The sequence below is a fragment of the Parasphingorhabdus sp. genome, from assembly GCF_048269915.1.
GTDB lineage: Bacteria > Pseudomonadota > Alphaproteobacteria > Sphingomonadales > Sphingomonadaceae > Parasphingorhabdus.
The window spans coordinates 670,027-688,892 of the sequence record NZ_JBLWTY010000001.1 but is presented as its reverse complement, the minus strand read 5'-3'; the positions used below and the strand labels follow the sequence as shown (position 1 = coordinate 688,892).

Below are 18,866 nucleotides of genomic sequence, written 5' to 3'. Positions count from 1 at the left end.
GCTTTCTCCAAGCCCAATCCGCCGATTGCAGCAGAAAATGCTTTCTAAATTCAAGCGGTGAATTGCCATGCTCTGAGCGGGCTATTTATCTTTACCGGACAACTAACCGGATCATGCGTGAATTTATTAACCAGCTTGCAGCGATATGGACTGGCATTTTGCATCAGCCGGAAGGACGAACAATGAAATCCATATTGGTCGTCGGCGCACGTGGCATCCCGGATGTCGAGGGCGGCGTGGAGAAACATGTCGAGCGCCTCTTTCCTCTCGTCGCAAGCCGTGGCTGGAAAGTGTGCGTCGCCGGCATGAAGCCATTTGTCAAAGCCCGCCAATTTCGAGACGTTTGCCTGTGGTGCGCGCCGTCGCTCGGTGTCCCTGGAATTGACAGGCTGTTATATCCGATCGCGACGCTGTTCAAAGCGATGCGGATGCGGCCGGATATTGTCCATTTTGCGGGACTGGATTCGGCAAAATTGCTGTGGGCTTACAAGCTGATCGGTTGCAAGATCATCTTGCGCTATGGTGCCGACTGTCAGGCGCGCGCCTGGAACGCGCCGGGAAAATGGGCGATGCAATATTCCCGATATCAGTTGCGCTGGGCCGACAGAGTTATCGCCGTCACCCCCGCCCTGGCCAAAACATTGCGCGCGTCCGGCATCGTGCACAAGATTCATGTCATCGGCAACGCGCTCGACCGGACAGAAAACTTCCCGGCCAAATCCGGCACCCTGGTGAGGGGGGACTATATTCTTTTTGTCGGCCAGATGTCTCAACGGAAAAATATTCATAATCTGATGGCTGCCTTCCGCATTTTTTCCAAAAGCTATCCCCAGATGCAGCTGGTCATCGTCGGCAAATGCAACAAGACAACGGGTCGCAAAAAAATAGCTGCCTTGCGCGAGGATCGAATAGTCGCGCTTGGCAGTTTGCCTCGATCGGAATTGGCGCCGCTATATCGCGATGCGCGTTTTTTCGTAAATCCGTCGATCCGCGAAGGTCATTCCAACACCCTGCTCGAAGCGATAAGCTTTAGTTGTCCGGTCCTGTTAAGCGATCTCCCCGAAAACCGGGATATGCGCCTCAATGCCAAACATTATTTTAATCCTGAAAATATCCCAAGCATGGTCAGCGCGCTCCACCGGGCCCACGCCAATCCAGCCGTATTTCGTGTCAACACAGACCGGTTTCCGCAATGGGAAGAAATTGCCGACCGGACGATAACCGTCTACAAGAAACTGCTCGCCGATGATGTGAATCACCAGTCGTCAAGGAGCGAGCCCTCGCGCATATAAGCTTTGCGGACCGGTCAGATGATAGTCCGCGCGGTCATGACCAGCCATATCCGTCGCGCCGTTGATATTTTCAGCATTCCCACGAGATTTGGGCGGACATTCGGTTCAGATGATCCCGCGTTCTCGCAGATCCGCCATTGTCGCGCGATCCATGCCCAGCAATTCACCATAAATGGCTTCATTATGGGATCCGAGTTCCGGGCCGACGCTGTCAATATGGCCCGGCGTTTTTGACAATTTGGGTGCGACATTCTGCATGATGAAATTCTCGTGCTGCGGATGATCGACTTCCACCAGCGCTTCGCGCGCCTTGAAATGAGGATCGGCCAGCATGTCCGGCGCGCGATAGATATTGCCTGCCGGCACACCATACTCCTCGCACAGGTCAAGCAAGGCCTGGCTAGAAATTGTGCTGGTCCATTGCGTGATCCGCTCGTCCAGTTCGGTCTGGTTCTCGCCCCGAGCGACATGAGTGGCATAGCGCGGATCATCGGCCAGTTCCGGCTGGCCCATCATCGCCGCCATCCGCTTCCAGACACTGTCCTGATTGCCGCCGATCAATATGCTGCCGTCGCTGGTCGGATAGACGTTGGACGGGGCAATCTTGGGCAGGATTGAACCGGTGCGTTCACGGATATGCCCGGCAACCGTATATTCCGCGACCGTCGATTCCATATTCGCCAGCACCGCTTCATAAATCGCGGAATCAACGACTTGCCCCTCGCCCGTCTTGTGACGGTGCTCCAGCGCCAGCAACGCGCCGAGACAGGCGTAGGTGGCAGCCAGAGAATCGCCGATCGAAAGCCCGGCCCGACTGGGTGGCCGGTCGGGCTCACCCATGATATAGCGCATCCCGCCCATCGCCTCGCCGATGCCGCCATAGCCGGCCCTGTGAGCATAGGGACCAGTCTGGCCATAGCCGGACACACGGATCATGATCAGGCCCTTGTTGATTGCGCTGAGCCTCTCGTAATCCAGCTCCCATTTTTCAAGCGTCCCGGCGCGGAAATTCTCCAGGAGGAAGTCCGACTTCGCGACCAGCTTTCTGACAATTTGCTGGCCTTCCTTTTCGCGCAGGTTGAGCGTGATCGACATTTTATTGCGACCGACAACCGAGAACCAGAGCGGGGTGCTTTGCCCCCAGCTGCGCATCGCATCACCGACATTGGGCGGCTCTATCTTGATCACTTCGGCACCATGGTCACCCATGAGCTGACCGCAAAACGGTCCGGCAATCAACTGCCCCATTTCGATCAGCCGCAAACCTGTCAACGCCCCTTGCGTCATGGAAAATACTCCCGCATCGTACTTTCTTCTACACAAAGGAACATCATAATTGGATACAAATTTTAGCGCGCAAGCTACCGCGCCTTTTGTCAATATTCTCGAAGTCGGCGCACGCGACGGGCTGCAGAATGAAGCCGAGATTGTTTCGACCGCGAACAAACTCGGCCTGATAACGCGCATGGTTGATGCCGGGGTAAAGCGCATGGAAGTGGCAAGTTTTGTCCATCCGGCCCGCGTGCCGCAAATGGCGGACGCCGAAGCCGTGATTGCCGGCCTGCCCGACCGTGACGACATATCCTATATCGGCCTGTGCCTGAACAAACGCGGCGTGCTGCGCGGACTGGCCACGCGGGAAGGGAACAGGCGCGGAATTGACGAGGCCGGCTGTGTGATCGTTGCCAGCGACACATTCGGTCAGAAAAACCAGGGTCAGACGATAAAGCAGGGTATCCGGGAAAATCGCGAAATGATCCGCTTTGCCAGAGCCGAGGGCCTGAAAGCACAGGTCACCATTTCAGCGGCCTTCGGCTGTCCCTTTGAAGGCGCAGCCAAACCTGAAACGATATTCCACATCGTTGAGGAACTGGCTGCGGAAAACCCGCTCGAAATTACGCTCGCCGATACCATCGGTGTCGGCGTACCGGCGCAGGTTACCGACCTGTTCGGGCGGCTCAGGGAAATATTACCCGACCATATCACCATGCGCGCGCATTTTCATGATACCCGCAACACGGGTATCGCAAACGCCTGGGCTGCGGTGCAGGCGGGTGTCCAAACGCTTGATTCCAGTCTTGGCGGACTGGGCGGCTGCCCGTTCGCCCCCAATGCCACGGGCAATATTGCAACAGAAGATCTGGTGAATCTGCTCGACCGGTCGGGCATCGAACATGATCTTGATCTTCGCAAGGCCATTTCCACCAACCAGTGGTTCGCAGGCGTGCTCGATCGCCCGCTGCCGTCTCTGGTTGCAAGGGCCGAGGCCTGACTGACGGCTGCCCAAAAGAGAGATTGGACTATAGGGCATCAATTGGGCGGTAACGCCGAATCCCATTAACAGCGATAACCCGCTCTCTGTTTGATCAAGGACATCAAGTCGCTAGCGCACGCGGTCAGAGCGACTGACCATCGTCGACGATGATATCCGATCCGGTTACCATGCGCGACGCATCGGAAGCAAAATAGAGCATCATCGGGTCGAGCGATTCGATATCCTGCAACCGGCGGCGGTGGAAGCCGGCAATCTGCGCCTCCCCGCCCGCAGTTTCATACCAGTCGCCCTGAATCTCGGTCGGGATATAGCCGGGGTGAATGGTGTTCACATTGACCCCCATGCGCACCCATTCGCGCGCCAGATTGCGGCCAAGATGAGTCACGCCGGCCTTGCTCGCAGCATAGGCGCTGTCGCCTTCTCCGGTCAGGCGCGAGGTGATCGATCCGATGATCACGATCCGGCCATGTTCCTTTTCCTTGCTGCCTGCGGCGATCAGTCGCTTTGCACCTTCGCGAGCAACCAGATAGACACCCTTGAAATTCGTATCGAGCAGAGTCTGTAGCCGGTCCGCGGGCACGTCGGTGGAACGACCGGTTGCGGCCATGCCGGCATTGGCGACGATCGTGTCCACCGTTCCGAATTTTGTCTCTGCGGCATCATAGGCGGCAATGATCGATGCTTCGTCGGTGACATCAAGCGGTACGGCCAGCGCACTGCCACCGTCGCTGATAATCTCTTCTGCCAGCGCGTCAGTTCGGTCGGTGCGCCGCGCCCCGAGCACGACATTGGCGCCAGCAGCGGCAAACAGCTTGGCAAAGCGCGCGCCGAATCCCGACGAGGCGCCAGCAATCAAAGCGGTGCGGCCAGCGAGCGAAAAGGGGATGTCCATGATATTGGTGCTCCAGATGATAAGAAAACAGGCCCTAGACGATCAGCAAATGCTCGGCCAATAGTCAATTGTACAGGAGAAGATCATGATCGACCCATCCCTCGACTATACTGGCAAGGCCGTCTGCATCATTGGTGGTTCGAGCGGAATTGGCAACGCCACCGCCCAGGCTTTCCGGTCGCGCGGTGCAGAGGTTCACGTTACCGGGACACGGGCCAGCGCGGCAGACTATGATCCTGCGGAAGGATCCGATCTGGAAGGCCTGGCCTATCATCCGCTCGACGCGAGCGAGGATGCCGCGATCATGGCGTTGCGCCAGACATTCACCAAACTGGACATTCTGATCTGCTCGCAGGGCATGGTGCTCTACAAGCGCGCCGAATTCGAACCGGAAAATTTCGCCAGGGTTGTTCAGGTCAATCTCAACAGTCTGATGACTTGTGCCGGGCAATTCTACGATCTGCTCAAACAGGCCAAGGGCTCGCTGATCATCATCAGTTCGACGGCAGCCTTTCATGCGACTGTCGGCAATCCCGGCTATAACGCCTCCAAGGCTGGCGCAGCAGGACTGACCCGGACACTGGGCAAAGCCTGGGCGCCTGACGGTATCCGTGTCAACGGCATTGCACCGGGTATGATCGCGACCAAGATGACCAGAGTCACGACCGATAATCCCAAACGCCGCGAAGCCACGATCCGGTCGATCCCGGTGGGGAGAATAGGTGATCCGGATGATATGGCGGGACTGGCCCTGTTCCTCGCATCACCGCTGGCTGGCTATATTGTCGGCCAGACGATTATCGCCGATGGGGGATTGCTGCTGTGATGACCATCCGATCGGTAATGTTGAATATTTATCTCAACATCAGCATGATCTGGCGTGAAAAAGGGGACAGAGCCAGCGTGGCTCCATCCCCTTAATTGATAGGATTCACCGTCATGCCGAATCAAGTTCAGCATGACGAATTTTATTTAGGCAGCGGTCAGCGCGATATGCCGCCGCATATGATGATCGACGCTGCCGAACTCGCCCTCGATGATCGACAGCCGCTTGAAGTAACTACCCACCGCAAGCTCATCGGTCATACCCATGCCGCCATGGGTCTGGATCGCCGACTGGCCTATGAAACGCGCCGCCTGGCCGATACGGACCTTGGCTGCAGAAACATTCTGCTTCCGCGTCTTGTCATCTTCGTCGAGCTTGATCGTGGCCAGATAGCACATGGAAACTGACTGCTCATATTCCATCAGCATGTCCGCCATCCGGTGCTGAAGCACCTGGAATGAACCGATCGGCGTGCCAAACTGCTTGCGCTGGCGCGAATATTCGACCGTGGTTTCGTTGGTGATTTTCATCGCTCCAACCGCTTCAGCGCAGACCGCCGCCGTCGCTTCATCGACGACCTTCTCAATCAGCGGCAGGCCTTTATCGGCTTCACCAATCAGCGCATCGCCAGAGACTTTGACATTTTCGAAATAGACTTCCGAGGCGCGGCGGCCATCGACCGTGGCATAATCGCGGGTGCTGACACCTTGCGCTGCCTTGTCGACCACGAAAACAGATATACCATTCTGGTCAGCCTGCCCACCGGATGTCCGTGCAGTCACCACCAGATGGGTCGCCCAAGGCGCACCGATCACGACCGCCTTGTGGCCATTGAGAATATAGTCGCTGCCATCGGCCTTTGCCGTGGTTTCCAGATTGGCGAGATCGTAACGCCCGCGCGGTTCGGCATAGGCAAAGGCGAATATCATTTCGCCGCCGATAATGCCGCCGATATATTCTTCCCGCTGCGCGGTACTGCCGCCATGTTTCAAGAAACCGCCGGCACAGACGACGCTCGGGATAAATGGCTCGACCGCGAGGCCCTTACCAAATTCTTCCATGATGATCATCGCCTCGGTGGCACCGCCAAATCCGCCATCGTCTTCCGAAAATGGCGCAGCCAGCATGCCGAGCTCCGCCAGCTGGGCCCAAAGCTCCGGCCGCCAGCCGGCGTCGCTTTCGATGACGCTGCGCCGGGTATCGAAATCATATTGCTCACGGATCAGGCGCGAAATCCCGTCGCGCACCATGTTCTGTTCGTCGGTAAAATCAAAATCCATTTTGGTTCCCCTGCTTCGGTCCGGTTAAAGGCCGAGGATCATTTTTGTGATGATATTGCGCTGAATCTCGTTGGATCCGCCATAGATCGATGTCTTGCGCATGTTGAAATAGGTCGGTGCCGCATGATGGGCATAATCCGGTCCGATCGGGAAGTCGTTCGACCCGTCGTCCGGGAAACTGCGGAAATCTGGCGCGCCGTAATAGCCTACCGCTTCCAGGGTCAGCTCGGTCAGACGCTGCTGGATTTCGGTACCCTTGACTTTCAACAGCGAACTTTCCGGTCCGGGACCCTTGCCGGCCTGTTCGCCAGCCAAGGTCCGCAGCTCGGTGATTTCGAGCGCCGACAAATCAATTTCCAACTGGCTGATCTTGGTGGCAAAGCCCATATCCTCGAGCAACGGCTTGCCATCGAGCATTTCGGCGGCGGCGATTTCCTTGAGCTGTTCGACACCGCGCTTGGAGCGGGCAACACCGGCGATGCCGGACCGTTCGTGGGCAAGCAGGAATTTCGCATAGGTCCAGCCCTTATTCTCTTCGCCAATCAGATTTGTCGCGGGCACACGGACATCGGTCAGCCACACTTCATTAACCTCATAGCCGCCATCGATCAGCTTGATCGGGCGCACTTCGATGCCGGGTGTCTTCATGTCGACAAGAATGAAGCTGATTCCCATCTGCGGCTTGGGAGCGTCCGAGTCGGTACGGCACAGGAAGAAGCCCCAGTCGGCATGCTGCGCCAACGTCGTCCAGGTTTTCTGGCCGTTGATGATATAATCATCGCCATCGCGCACGGCGGTGGTTTTCAGCGAGGCGAGATCGGAACCGGCGCCCGGTTCGGAATAGCCCTGACACCACCAGACATTGCCAGACCTGATGCCCGGCAGATGCTCGGCCTTCTGCTCCTCGTTACCAAATGTATAAATCACCGGGCCGACCATGGAAACGCCAAAGGGCAGTGGCATAACCGTGTTCATCCGGGCATTTTCTTCTGACCAGATATAACGCTGTGTTGGCGTCCAGCCGGTGCCGCCATATTCCGTTGGCCAAGCCGGAGTCGACCAGCCCTTTTTGCCAAGAATCTTGTGCCAGGCAAGCATATCCTCGCGGCTCATTTCATCCTCGACACCGCGAGTCCCGATATTTTTCGGATAATTATTCTCAATAAATTCACGCACTTCAGCGCGAAAGGCATTTTCTTCTTCGGTGAATTCCAGATTCATGGGAGTGCTCCTCGATCACAATTTGGCCGGACTATAGGCTGAAAACCGCCGAAAACAAGCAATTAACCAAGCAATTAAGGTGACGCTACGGCAATGGCGGATCGGCACCATGCTGACTGCGCAAGCCGGGGTTATACGACCGACCTTATATCGCAATGGCCCCTTGGCTTGAGACAGCCGCTCCGCTATAAGTTGCAAATTGCTATTCAATCATCCGGGTGAGATTTCCATGATCAAGCTGAACGTCAACGGTCAATCCCGGGAAGTCGATGCGGACCCCGCAACACCCATCCTGTGGGTCGTGCGCGAGAATCTGAAAATGTCCGGTACCAAATTCGGCTGCGGTATCGCCCAGTGCGGCGCCTGCACCGTGCATCTCGATGGCAAGCCGATCCGAAGCTGCTCGACACCGGTATCCGCTGCCGAAAGCAAGACGATCACCACAATCGAAGGGATCGCAGGGGAAGACGGTACGCTGCACAGGGTTCAGCAAGCCTGGATCGACGCCCAGGTACCGCAATGTGGCTATTGCCAGTCCGGGCAAATCATGTCGGCAACCGCGCTACTGCAGAACAACCCGCAACCCACGGACGCGGAGATTGACGCGGCGATGGCTGGCAATATTTGCCGGTGCGGCATGTATGGCAGGATTCGCAAGGCGATCAAGGCCGCCGCGGGCATTGATCGACCGGCTACCAAGGAGACGGTGGCATGAGCAAGATAGAAGCTATTTCGGACAGTCCGGAGAAAAAGGGCAAATGGACCCGCCGCGCGTTCATCGGCGCGGGCGTTCTGGCAGGCAGCGCGCTGGTCGTCGGCGTTGCCGTCCGGCCCGGCAATCCGATTGGCCGACTGAGTCCGATGTTGACCGATGGCGAGGACGAGCAGTTGCTCAATGCCTGGGTCAAGGTCGATGCCGACAATGTCGTTACCGCCGTGATTCCTCACGTCGAAATGGGGCAGGGGGTCTATACCGCCCTAGCGCAAATGCTGGCGGACGAGATGGATGCGGACTGGAACAAGGTCCATATTCTCGAAGCGCCTGCGGACCAGCAATATGTTTCCGATTCCATAGGACGCGACTTTCTGATGCCCGATCTGGAAGTGCCGGCATTCTTCGAGCCCACCGTCGCTGGCGGCATATTGGAACTGGCCCAGGCCATGGGCCTGCAATTTACCGGCGGCAGCTATTCCGTACGCGCCACCGGGCAACGTGCGATGCGAACGGCTGGCGCCGCCGCACGCGAAATGCTGGTCGCTGCTGCCGCGAACGAATGGCAGGTTCCCGCCAGCGAGATTAGCGTTGCCGACAGTGTGATCACGCATGGCAGAAGCAACAGATCTGCGCCTTTTGCGACATTCGCGCTGGCCGCTGCCGCACAAAGCCTGCCGGCGAAACCCCGGCTGAAATCTCCGGCAGATTACAAGATTATGGGCAAGCCGGTGCCCCGTCACGATATTCCGGCGAAAGTTGATGGCAGCGCCAAATTCGGAATTGATGCCGATGTGCCGGGCATGAAATATGCCGCCGTCAAGGCGCCGCCAGTGGTCGGCGCTACGGTCGAATCCATTGATGCAACAACGGCAAAATCCATGCCGGGTGTGCTGCAGATTCTCAATATGGGGGATTTCGTGGCGGTGATTGCCGATGGCTACTGGCAAGCTCAGCAGGCGCTGAACAGCATCGAGGCAAGCTATTCCAAAACCGAAGGCGATGCGCTGGATCAACAGGCCCTGTTCGAACGCTATGCCGAGCATCTTGACGAAGCAGGCAGCGATGGTGGCGACGTGGAAACCGAAGAGGGCGACGCAGCGCAAAGCTTTGCCGAGGCCATTACCAAGGTGGAAGCCGAATATAAGGTCCCGTTTCTTGCACATGCAACGATGGAGCCGATGAACTGCACCGCATGGGTGCGCGATGGTAAATGCTATGTCTGGTCCGGCCATCAGGCCCCGGTCAATGCACGTCAGGCGGCGGCGGATGCCGCCGGCCTCGATTTTGAAGCCGTGACCTATCACAATGGCTATCTCGGTGGGGGCTTTGGACGCCGGGCCGAAAATGATACGATCACCATGGCCGTACGCCTGGCCAAAGCGGCAGGCTATCCGGTCAAGATGATCTGGTCCCGCGAAGAGGACACGGTACAGGATCATTATCGTCCCTCGGCCACCAGCCGCTTCCAGGGTGGCCTCGACAAGGATGGCAAGGCGATCAGCTGGAGCAATATCCACACCCATTTATTCGATCCCAAAGATGCGCCGACCGTCCCCTATTACAACATTGCCGCGCACAAAATCCGCAAGGTCGACGTGCCGACGCAATTGCGTTTCGGTCCATGGCGTTCGGTGGATCACAGCCAGCACGGCTTCTTCATCGAATCCTTTGTCGATGAACTGGCCCACGCCGCTGGCAAGGATGGCTATGCGTTCCGCCGCGAGCTGCTGGCCGGATCTCCACGGCATCTAAAGGTACTCGATACCGCGGCAAAAATGGCCGGATGGGATAGTCCGCTGGAGGACAAGCACGGGCGCGGGATCGCCTTTGTCCCGTCCTTCGGGTCGATCGTCGCGCAAGTCGCGGAAGTCGATATGAGCGGGACCAAGCCGAGGGTTGTGAAAGTCTATGTTGCCGCCGATCCGGGATTTGTGATTAATCCCGATGGCTTTACCGCGCAAATGGAAAGCGCGATTGTCTACGGCCTGACCGCTGCGCTTTATGGCGAGATTTCGATCAAGGACGGCGCCGTGCAGCAGAGCAATTTCCATGACTATAAAATGCTGCGCATCAACGAAATGCCGACAGTCGAAGTGGCATTGATCAATGGCGACCACAAGCGGCTCGGCGGTGGCGGCGAACCGGGATTGCCGCCGATTGCACCCGCCGTGACCAATGCCATATTTGCCGCCACCGGCACACGCATTCGCGAATTGCCGATATCGAAACATGATTTTGCCTGACTGGAGAGCGGATATGCGACTATTGATTGGCGCTGGAGGCCTGGCGGCCCTCCTGTGTCTGACGGCTTGCGGCGCTGATCCCGCGCCCGGTCCGGTAGAGCAGATCATCGTGCGCGAGCCAGGGGCCGCGCCAGAGGCAACCGCGTCCAACGACAGGACCGGAAGGGAGACAGCGGACCGGCTGGTGGCCGAAGGCAAGGCGGCGTTTGCCGGTTGCTCCGGTTGTCACAGTTTGCAAAAGGGCGCCGCCAGTGGTGTCGGACCGAATCTTTTCGGCATTGTCGGCCAAGCGGCGGGAGCGGCGAAGGATTTTGGCTATTCCGACGCCCTGAAAAGGTCCGGTATCATCTGGGACAGCGCTGAACTCGATAGTTTTATCGCCAATCCGGCAGCAAAAATTCCGGGTACAACGATGGTTGCCGGAGCCATCTCGGAACCGGAGAAAAGACAGGCCGTGATCGCCTATATCATTGATATTTCCAGAAATTGAGCGAAGATTCAGGCATCATGCTGGCGCTGCTGGCCGCCGGAAAATCCCGTAGATTTGGTGATCGGGACAAGCTCTGCGCGATACTGGGGGGGAAGATGCTGGGTCTCCACGCAGCAGAAGCCTGCTCCGACATTGCCTTTATTCGCAAGCTTGTGATCGGTTCGCCCGCGCATGACTGCGCGAACGGATGGCAGGCACGGGGTTTCGAGGTGGTCAACAATATAAAGGCCGCCGAAGGGCAGGCGACCTCGGTCCGCCTCGCCGCGGAACACGCCATCGGAGCCGGGGTCAGGGCGCTGTGCATCATGCTGGCCGACATGCCCTTTGTCACGCAAAACCATATCGAAGCACTGATCGCCGCCTTTGAACAATCGGACGGTGCCCATCCTGTGGCCTCGTCCCGCCGGGGACAGGCCATGCCGCCGGCCATTTTCCCCGCCGCCGCACTGGACAGGCTGATCGCGCTGGAAGGCGATACCGGCGCGCGCGGGTTGCTCGCCGCTGCCCGTCTGGTGCCGGGGAATGATTCTCTATTGATGGATATTGATAGCGAGGACGATTTGGCGCGCGCCAATGATATTTGTCAGCAGAGCGAATAGCGGAAAAAAGGAATCGCTTGTCTGGAAGGCCCATGCCTTCATTCGCGATCCAGTCTTTGTCCCAGTTTTACAAAAAACACGATCAGGAACGGCACCAGCAGGAAAGACAAGACAACTTTCGCCGAACCCTGACCAAGCAGCAACTGTAGGATGGGGCGCTCTCCATAAAAGGCGATGGTGATGAAGATCAGCGTGTCGACAAGCTGCGACAGGGCGCTGGCAATGGCTGCGCGCAAGGCCAGCATCCGGCCCTTCATCACGGCCAGGCGGGAAAAGATATAGACGTTGAGAAATTGCGACACGCCATAGGCAATGATCCCGGCGAACATCAGCCTTGCGCCCTGGGACAATATGATCGGAAAGGCTTCCTTGGCGGGTTCGTACATGCCCGGATCGGTCGGCAGCGCCAGCACGATCTGAATCAGCACAATCGCGGTGATCAGGGGAATGAAACCAAATCGAACCAGCCGGTTGGCAATATCCCGACCGTGCAATTCCGCAACCGAACTGGACAAGACCACCAGAAGAAGGAACGGGAAAATCCCGGATTCCACTGCCAGAGGCCCGATCGCAACCTGTTTTGCGCCCAATATGCCTGCGATACAGGTCATGCCGCCATAGAGAACCGCGAATACAAAAAGGGACCGCGGGATGAGATTGGTTTTTATATTTTCCGTCATCGCGATTGCCTAGCGCGGTCCGCGACGAAAAAAAAGAAATAGTCACACAGCGCATTTTTTCTATAGGGAAAAAGAAACGAACAGCAACAGATCGCGGCCCTTACAGTCGCACGATCGGGGGACAATTTGGAAAGACTGGCAGTTTATTGCGGTGCCAATGCCGGACAGGACCCGGCTTATAGCGAAGCGACGATCTTGCTCGGCAAGACCATGGTCCGGCGCGGAGTCGAACTGGTCTATGGTGGCGGACGGCTTGGCCTGATGGGGATTATCGCCGATACCGTACTCGCCGAGGGTGGCCGGGTCCACGGTGTCATTCCGGAAATGCTGAAGGATCTGGAAGTTGCGCATACTGGCGTGACCAAGCTTCACATCGTGCAGAATATGCACGAACGCAAGGCCAGGATGACCGATCTGACCGATGCTTTCATTGCCTTGCCGGGCGGTGTCGGTACAATGGATGAATTGTTTGAAGCCTGGAGCTGGAACGCACTCGGCTATCATAACAAGCCCTTCGCGATTCTGAATGTCGGCGGCTATTGGGATTCACTGATCGCTTTTCTCGACACCATGTCCGAACAGGGTTTCGTGTCGGCAGAGCGGCGCAAGCATCTCATCGTGTCTGACGATATCGATGACTGTCTCGACCGCCTTGCCGCCGCCTGCAACACCGAAGCAGGCAGTTTTACATGGTGAAGCAAAACCGGCCCATCAATTTTAGCGGAAGAATCCGATGATATCTATCCTGACAAGCCTTGCCGGCATGGCATTGATCCTGCTGATTGCCCTCGGCCTTTCGACCGGGCGGCGGAATATCAAGCTGCGTGTGGTCGGCGCGGCCTTTGCGCTTCAGGCCGGTATCGCTGTTATCGTGCTCTATGTCCCCGCCGGGAAACGGGTCATTCAGGCGATGGCGGAAGGCGTCTCCAATCTGCTCGGCTATGCCGCGGCTGGTACCAATTTTATATTTGGCCCCCTGGCCGATCCATCCGTTGGCGGGAATAGCTTTGCCATCGCTGCGCTTCCCGTGATCATCTTTTTCTCGGCCCTGATCTCGATTCTCTATTATCTCGGCGTCATGCAGTTCATTATTAAATGGGTCGGCGGGGCGATCCAGAAAATCACCGGCATTTCCAAAGTCGAATCTTTGTGTGCCGCGGCGAATATCTTCGTCGGCCAGTCCGAATCACCTTTGGTCATCCGGCCCTATCTGGCCAGCCTGACCCAGTCGCAACTGTTCACGGTGATGAGCGTCGGCATGGCCGGAGTCGCCGGCACGATCCTCGCGGCCTATGCCGCCATGGGGATCCGGATCGATTATCTGCTCGCCGCCGCCTTCATGTCGGCACCGGGCGGGATATTGATGGCAAAGATCATCATGCCGGATAATCCGGCAGATCCGGACCCCGAAGATCTGGTAGTCTCGGTTGAATATGAAGAGGAAAAGCCGGCCAATATCATCATGGCTGCGGGCATGGGTGCGCAAACCGGCGTCAAGCTGGCTGTCGCGGTCGGTGCCATGGTGCTGGCCTTTGTTGCGCTAGTGGCGCTGGCCAATGGTCTGCTCGGCGGGATCGGCGGCTGGTTCGGCTATCCCGATCTCAGCTTCCAGCAGGTGATCGGCTATGTTTTTGCGCCGATCATGTATCTGCTCGGCGTACCATGGGACGAGGCGCTCGGCGCTGGTGGCCTGTTCGGCACCAAGGTGGTGCTAAACGAATTTGTCGCTTTCATCGAACTGGGCAAGATGCAGGAAGGCATTTCCCCGCTGACCAACGCCATTGTCATCTTCGCGCTATGCGGCTTTGCCAATTTCAGCAGCATCGCAATACAGCTCGCCGTCACCGGTGGTCTGGCTCCCAATCAGCGCCCGGTCATCGCCCGGCTCGGCCTGCGCGCGCTGGCGGCAGGGTCGCTGGCCAATCTGATGAGCGCCGCGCTCGCCGGCATATTGCTATCGCTCGGCTGAACGATCGCGATTGACAAACACGCACGAGGACGCATCTTAAGACCATGACCGAGACCCAAGACACGCTGGCCGCCGTTTCGCTCGCCATGGCGGACACAGACAAGAATGGCTTCGCCGAACGAATCGGACGCAGTTTTTCCGACTGGGGTTTTGCCGTGGTCGCCGACCATGGCATTCCTGCCGAGCTGATCGAACGCGCCGAATCCATGTCGCGCGCCTTTTTTGCGTTGCCCGAAGACGTGAAGCGCAGCTATCATATAGCCGGTAGCGGCGGCGCCCGCGGCTACACACCATTCGGCACCGAGAGCGCCAAGGATTCGGATATCCACGATCTCAAGGAATTTTGGCACATCGGCCGCGACCTGCCGGCCGGACATCCGTTCGAAGCCGTCATGCCGCCCAATGTCTGGCCGAAAGAGCTCGACGGGTTTCGCGAAACCTATCTCGAGATGTTCGCTGCCTTCGACAAGGCTGGCGCACGAATCCTCGAAGCGATTGCGCGTTTTCTTGATCTGCCAGCCGACTTTTTTGTCGATACGGTGCGCGACGGCAATTCGGTGATGCGACTGATCCACTATCCGCCGGTGCCGGAAGATTCGCCTGCGGTCCGGGCCGCGGCGCACGAGGACATCAACACGATCACCCTCTTGATCGGTGCCGAGGAAGCCGGTCTCGAGCTGCTCGACAAACAGGGCAACTGGCGAGCCGTCACGCCCCGGGCGGGCGAACTCGCGGTCAATATCGGTGACATGCTGCAACGGCTGACCAACAACCGCCTGCCTTCGACCACCCATCGCGTCGTCAACCCTGCCCCGGAGCGGCGCGGACACTCGCGCTACTCGATGCCCTTTTTCCTGCATTTCCGGCCCGACTATGCCATCCGGACGCTGCCAGGCTGCATCGATGATGCCCATCCGGACCTTTACCCGAAACCCATTACCGCTCATGAATATCTGATGCAGCGCCTGCGCGAAATCGGACTCGCATGATTGCAAAGGCGGTTGGCATCAGCGGTGGTAGCTGTTCGGGGAAATCGACCCTGACCCAGAAAATATTTGAAACTCTGGGACCCGATCAATGCGTAATTCTGCCGCAGGATGACTATTTCTTCGGTCTTGGCGATGCTCCGCAAGGAAAAGGCGGGCCCAATTTTGATCATCCCCATGCGGTGGATTTTGACAATCTGTGCGCGCAGCTGGCCGAGTTGAAAAAAGGGCAAGCGATCGACCGGCCGCTATATGATTTTCCTACCCATATGCCGAAATCAGAAACCCGGCGGACCGAGTCGCGGCCAGTGATCTTGATCGACGGCATTCTGATCCTGCAACATCAACCGCTGCGCGACCTTCTTGATCTCAGCATTTTTGTCGAATGCGATCCCGAAACGCGCTTCGCCCGACGGCTGGAACGCGATGTCCGGGAACGAGGCCGCACTGCCCAGTCGGTGCATGAGCAATTTGCCAATCAGGTCGGTCCCATGCACGATTTGCATGTCGAGCCCTCGAAAATACACGCGGATATCGTGATAAATTCGCAACAGTCTGAATCCGCCTTTGAACAGCAGATCCGGCATATTCTTTCGCGGATATCTCAATAAATATCAATTGGATAGCCTGTTTACTCGACGCAAATTTCTGTCCGCTCCGGAGAGATTTTCAGACATAATTTCCGGTGCAAAAAAACTAAATTGCTGCGTTGCGGCATATCCCGTTTCAATTGAGACAAAACTGTCATTTTTCCCGCCTAGGGACGTCGTGCGTTGGTCTGACTGCGTTTTTTTTGCAGGTGATCTTCTCTTTTACAGTTTTTATGCGGTTCATGAAACGGGGATTTTATATCATGAAAATCAAATATCTTTTGGCTGCCAGCGTTGTCAGCCTTTCCACAGCAGGCCTGATGGCCGTGCCGGCATCGGCACAGTCAACCGGCACCGTCGATTTCGAAGATAACGTAATTATCGTCACCGGCGGCAGAAGTGACGTAGGCGGGGTAGAAATTCCCAAGACGCCAAAAGCGAAACAGGTTCTCGACGAAGAAATCATCCGCCGCCAGCGGCCTGGCCAGACGGTCAATGATATCGTCAACCTCGTTCCCGGTGTCAGCTTCCAGAATAATGATCCCTGGGGCTCCTCCGGCGGCTCGTTCACAATCCGCGGCTTCAGCTCTGACCGTATCTCTCAGACGCTTGACGGCCTGCCGCTCAACGACTCGGGTAACTACGCGCTCTACACCAACCAGCAGGTTGACTCGGAAATTTTCGAGCAGGTGAATGTGAACCTCGGCGTGACCGATGTTGATAGCCCAACCGCTTCGGCTGTTGGCGGCACGATCAACCTTCGGACCCGCGAGCCAAGCGACGATTTCAAACTGACCGGCACTCTGTCGGTTGGTGATGTCTTCGCAAAAGGCAAGCCAAATAGCCGCATGTATATGCGCGGTTTCGGGATGATCGATACTGGCGATATCACCGGCATGGGCACCAAGGCATTCGTTTCGGCCAGCTATGTCCGCTACGACAACCCGTTCAACAACTACGGCCGGGTCGACAAGCAGCAGTATAACGGTCGCATCTGGCAGGATATCGGCAGCGATGGCGATTTTGTTGCTGTAGCCGGTCACTATAACGAGAACCGCAACAACTTCTTCGGCTCCTTCTCGCTGAACAGCTTCCCGGAAACCCGGGCTGACCGGTTCTACGACATCAACTATCCTTGCACGGTCGACAGCGTCCCTGGCGTATTCGAAACACCTGCTGAAGTTGCTGCGCCTGGCTATGTCGATCCAGACGGCGTCAATGGTTGCGGTGCCGAATTTGATCGTCGCTTCAACCCGTCGAACACCGGCAACATCCGCGGCGCTTCGCGCTTCACTCTGGCAGAAGGCCTCGTCCTGACGGTCGACCCGAGCTACCAATATGTGAAAGCTAATGGCGGCGGCAATGAAGAGCTGCTCGAAGGTACCCGCAACGTCGGCGGAACCGAAATGACTGGTTTCCTCAGCGGCCGTTACTATTACGGACGCGACCTTAATGGTGACGGCGATATGCTCGACGAAGTCAGCGGCTTCGATCCAAGCCAGACTCGGACCCATCGCTTCGGTGTTATCTCGAACCTGTCGTTCAAGATCAACGAAGATCACAGCGTTCGCTTGGCCTATACCTATGACGACGCGAACCACCGTCAGACCGGCTCTACCTCGGTTGCGTTGCTGAACGGTGATATTGCCGATGTTTTCCCGATCAACGATCCATTGCAGACCGCCGATGGTTTCACGCTCAACAAGCGTGATCGCCAGTCATACGCGACCCTGCACCAGGTTTCGGGTGAATATCGCGGCAACTTCGGTGACCTGACTGCGGTCATCGGATTGCGCGCACCGTTTTTCACGCGTGAACTGAACCAGAATTGCTACACGACTTCGGCGAGTGGGTTTCTGGACTGCGTTGGCGGTGTCAACGCGGCTTACGAAGCAGCCAATCCCTATGTCTTTGACGCGGCAACCAACACCGTTACCGGTTCTGCCGTGCCACAGTCGCGGACCTATAAATATGATGACATCCTGCCGAACATTGGCTTGACCTATTCCTTCGGTCAGGCATCGGTATTCGTCAACTATGCGAAGGGCCTTTCGGTACCGGGGACCGACCCATTGTATAACTCACTGTACTTCCCGTCGGATGCACCGGGCGTTCAACCACTACCGGAAACCACCGACAGCATCGATCTGGGTGTCCGTTATCAGAACGGCAATATCCAGGCGCAGGCTGCTGGCTGGTTCACCCGCTATAATGACCGTCTGGCGACCGCTTATGATCCGGTCCTCGACAAAACGATCTTCCGTAACCTGGGCCGGGTTGACAAATATGGTATCGACGGTTCGATCGCCTGGATGCCAACCCCGGACGCGATGCTTTATGTTTTCGGTTCGATCAACGAATCCGAAATCAAGGACGACGTGCAGCTGGGTGCAGGCAACTTCGCTCCAACTGCCGGCAAGAATGAAAGTGGTGCACCAGTATGGAGCGTCGGTGCCCGCGCTCAATATCGCGTCGGCGCCTTTGAGCTTGGTGCACAGGTCAAGCACACCGGCAAACGCTGGGTGAACGACATCAACACCGCATCGGTTGATGGTTACACGCTGGTCGATCTTGACCTGCGCTGGACAATCGCCGAAAATCCATTCGGCGATGATGTGGCCCTGCAGCTGAACGTTACCAACCTGTTCGACGAACTTTACGTTGGCGGTTTCGGTGGCGGTCTGACCAGCACCGGACCATTTGTCCAGATTGGCTCGCCACGCGCAGCCAGCCTCTCGCTGATCTTCGGCTACTAAGCCGGACGAAATATTCTGCTGGAGACGGTAAAGGTCGCGAGCAGATGAGAGA

General features: G+C 57.2%; 17 protein-coding genes. 12 read left to right on the top strand and 5 right to left on the bottom strand.

Annotated elements, in window-relative coordinates; all coding sequences use genetic code 11:
- The first annotated feature begins 182 nt into the window (after window positions 1-182).
- On the top strand, window positions 183-1,292 hold the full coding sequence (locus ACN0WX_RS03245) for a glycosyltransferase family 4 protein (RefSeq protein WP_417620836.1): 1,110 nt from the start codon (window positions 183-185) through the stop codon (window positions 1,290-1,292).
- Window positions 1,293-1,397: 105 nt separating this feature from the next.
- On the opposite strand, the gene ACN0WX_RS03240 is transcribed toward ACN0WX_RS03245, so the two are convergent.
- A complete protein-coding gene (locus tag ACN0WX_RS03240; protein WP_417620835.1) occupies window positions 1,398-2,579 on the bottom strand; it encodes a CaiB/BaiF CoA transferase family protein in 1,182 nt (393 codons plus the stop codon).
- A 49-nt stretch (window positions 2,580-2,628) separates the two neighbouring features.
- Here ACN0WX_RS03240 and ACN0WX_RS03235 point away from each other — a divergent pair, with 49 nt between their 5' ends.
- Window positions 2,629-3,564 (top strand): hydroxymethylglutaryl-CoA lyase, encoded by a 936-nt coding sequence (locus tag ACN0WX_RS03235; protein WP_417620834.1) that lies wholly within the window; start codon window positions 2,629-2,631, stop codon window positions 3,562-3,564.
- Between the two features lie 124 nt (window positions 3,565-3,688).
- On the opposite strand, the gene ACN0WX_RS03230 is transcribed toward ACN0WX_RS03235, so the two are convergent.
- Window positions 3,689-4,459 (bottom strand): SDR family NAD(P)-dependent oxidoreductase, encoded by a 771-nt coding sequence (locus ACN0WX_RS03230; RefSeq protein ID WP_417620833.1) that lies wholly within the window; start codon window positions 4,457-4,459, stop codon window positions 3,689-3,691.
- A gap of 85 nt (window positions 4,460-4,544) precedes the next feature.
- Here ACN0WX_RS03230 and ACN0WX_RS03225 point away from each other — a divergent pair, with 85 nt between their 5' ends.
- Entirely contained in the window at window positions 4,545-5,285 is a 741-nt protein-coding gene (locus tag ACN0WX_RS03225) for an SDR family NAD(P)-dependent oxidoreductase (protein ID WP_417620832.1), read from the top strand.
- Window positions 5,286-5,431: 146 nt separating this feature from the next.
- Here ACN0WX_RS03225 and ACN0WX_RS03220 read toward each other — a convergent pair whose 3' ends face one another.
- Together ACN0WX_RS03220 and ACN0WX_RS03215 are read right to left on the bottom strand one after the other, a co-directional pair.
- Window positions 5,432-6,565: an acyl-CoA dehydrogenase family protein gene (locus tag ACN0WX_RS03220; RefSeq protein ID WP_417620831.1), complete on the bottom strand. Its 1,134-nt coding sequence runs from the start codon at window positions 6,563-6,565 to the stop codon at window positions 5,432-5,434.
- Window positions 6,566-6,589: 24 nt separating this feature from the next.
- Window positions 6,590-7,786 (bottom strand): acyl-CoA dehydrogenase family protein, encoded by a 1,197-nt coding sequence (locus tag ACN0WX_RS03215; RefSeq protein WP_417620830.1) that lies wholly within the window; start codon window positions 7,784-7,786, stop codon window positions 6,590-6,592.
- A gap of 229 nt (window positions 7,787-8,015) precedes the next feature.
- Here ACN0WX_RS03215 and ACN0WX_RS03210 point away from each other — a divergent pair, with 229 nt between their 5' ends.
- Genes ACN0WX_RS03210 through ACN0WX_RS03195 form a run of 4 tightly spaced genes read left to right on the top strand, consistent with a single transcriptional unit; the run spans window position 8,016 to window position 11,833 of the window.
- A complete protein-coding gene (locus ACN0WX_RS03210) occupies window positions 8,016-8,501 on the top strand; it encodes a (2Fe-2S)-binding protein (protein WP_417620829.1) in 486 nt (161 codons plus the stop codon).
- Window positions 8,498-10,744, top strand: coding sequence for a molybdopterin cofactor-binding domain-containing protein (locus tag ACN0WX_RS03205; RefSeq protein ID WP_417620828.1), 2,247 nt, complete (start codon window positions 8,498-8,500; stop codon window positions 10,742-10,744). Before ACN0WX_RS03210 ends, ACN0WX_RS03205 begins: the two co-directional genes overlap by 4 nt.
- Before the next feature lie 13 nt (window positions 10,745-10,757).
- Entirely contained in the window at window positions 10,758-11,234 is a 477-nt protein-coding gene (locus ACN0WX_RS03200) for a c-type cytochrome (protein WP_417620827.1), read from the top strand.
- Window positions 11,231-11,833, top strand: coding sequence for a nucleotidyltransferase family protein (locus tag ACN0WX_RS03195; RefSeq protein ID WP_417620826.1), 603 nt, complete (start codon window positions 11,231-11,233; stop codon window positions 11,831-11,833). The genes ACN0WX_RS03200 and ACN0WX_RS03195 overlap by 4 nt, the downstream gene beginning before the upstream one ends.
- Before the next feature lie 38 nt (window positions 11,834-11,871).
- On the opposite strand, the gene ACN0WX_RS03190 is transcribed toward ACN0WX_RS03195, so the two are convergent.
- Window positions 11,872-12,513 (bottom strand): queuosine precursor transporter, encoded by a 642-nt coding sequence (locus tag ACN0WX_RS03190; protein WP_417620825.1) that lies wholly within the window; start codon window positions 12,511-12,513, stop codon window positions 11,872-11,874.
- Between the two features lie 126 nt (window positions 12,514-12,639).
- Between ACN0WX_RS03190 and ACN0WX_RS03185 the strand changes: the two genes are divergently transcribed.
- From ACN0WX_RS03185 to ACN0WX_RS03165, 5 genes are all read left to right on the top strand, one after another.
- The gene (locus tag ACN0WX_RS03185; protein ID WP_417620824.1) at window positions 12,640-13,209 is read left to right on the top strand and encodes a TIGR00730 family Rossman fold protein; all 570 of its coding nucleotides are present in this window, start codon (window positions 12,640-12,642) and stop codon (window positions 13,207-13,209) included.
- A gap of 37 nt (window positions 13,210-13,246) precedes the next feature.
- Window positions 13,247-14,482 carry a NupC/NupG family nucleoside CNT transporter gene (locus tag ACN0WX_RS03180; protein WP_417620823.1) on the top strand — a complete coding sequence of 412 codons (1,236 nt, stop codon included), beginning with the start codon at window positions 13,247-13,249 and terminating at the stop codon, window positions 14,480-14,482.
- A 44-nt stretch (window positions 14,483-14,526) separates the two neighbouring features.
- Window positions 14,527-15,471: an isopenicillin N synthase family dioxygenase gene (locus ACN0WX_RS03175; RefSeq protein ID WP_417620822.1), complete on the top strand. Its 945-nt coding sequence runs from the start codon at window positions 14,527-14,529 to the stop codon at window positions 15,469-15,471.
- Window positions 15,468-16,079, top strand: coding sequence for a uridine kinase (udk, locus tag ACN0WX_RS03170; protein WP_417620821.1), 612 nt, complete (start codon window positions 15,468-15,470; stop codon window positions 16,077-16,079). Before ACN0WX_RS03175 ends, udk begins: the two co-directional genes overlap by 4 nt.
- 242 nt (window positions 16,080-16,321) lie before the next feature.
- Window positions 16,322-18,814: a TonB-dependent receptor gene (locus ACN0WX_RS03165; protein ID WP_417620820.1), complete on the top strand. Its 2,493-nt coding sequence runs from the start codon at window positions 16,322-16,324 to the stop codon at window positions 18,812-18,814.
- Window positions 18,815-18,866: the final 52 nt, after the last annotated feature.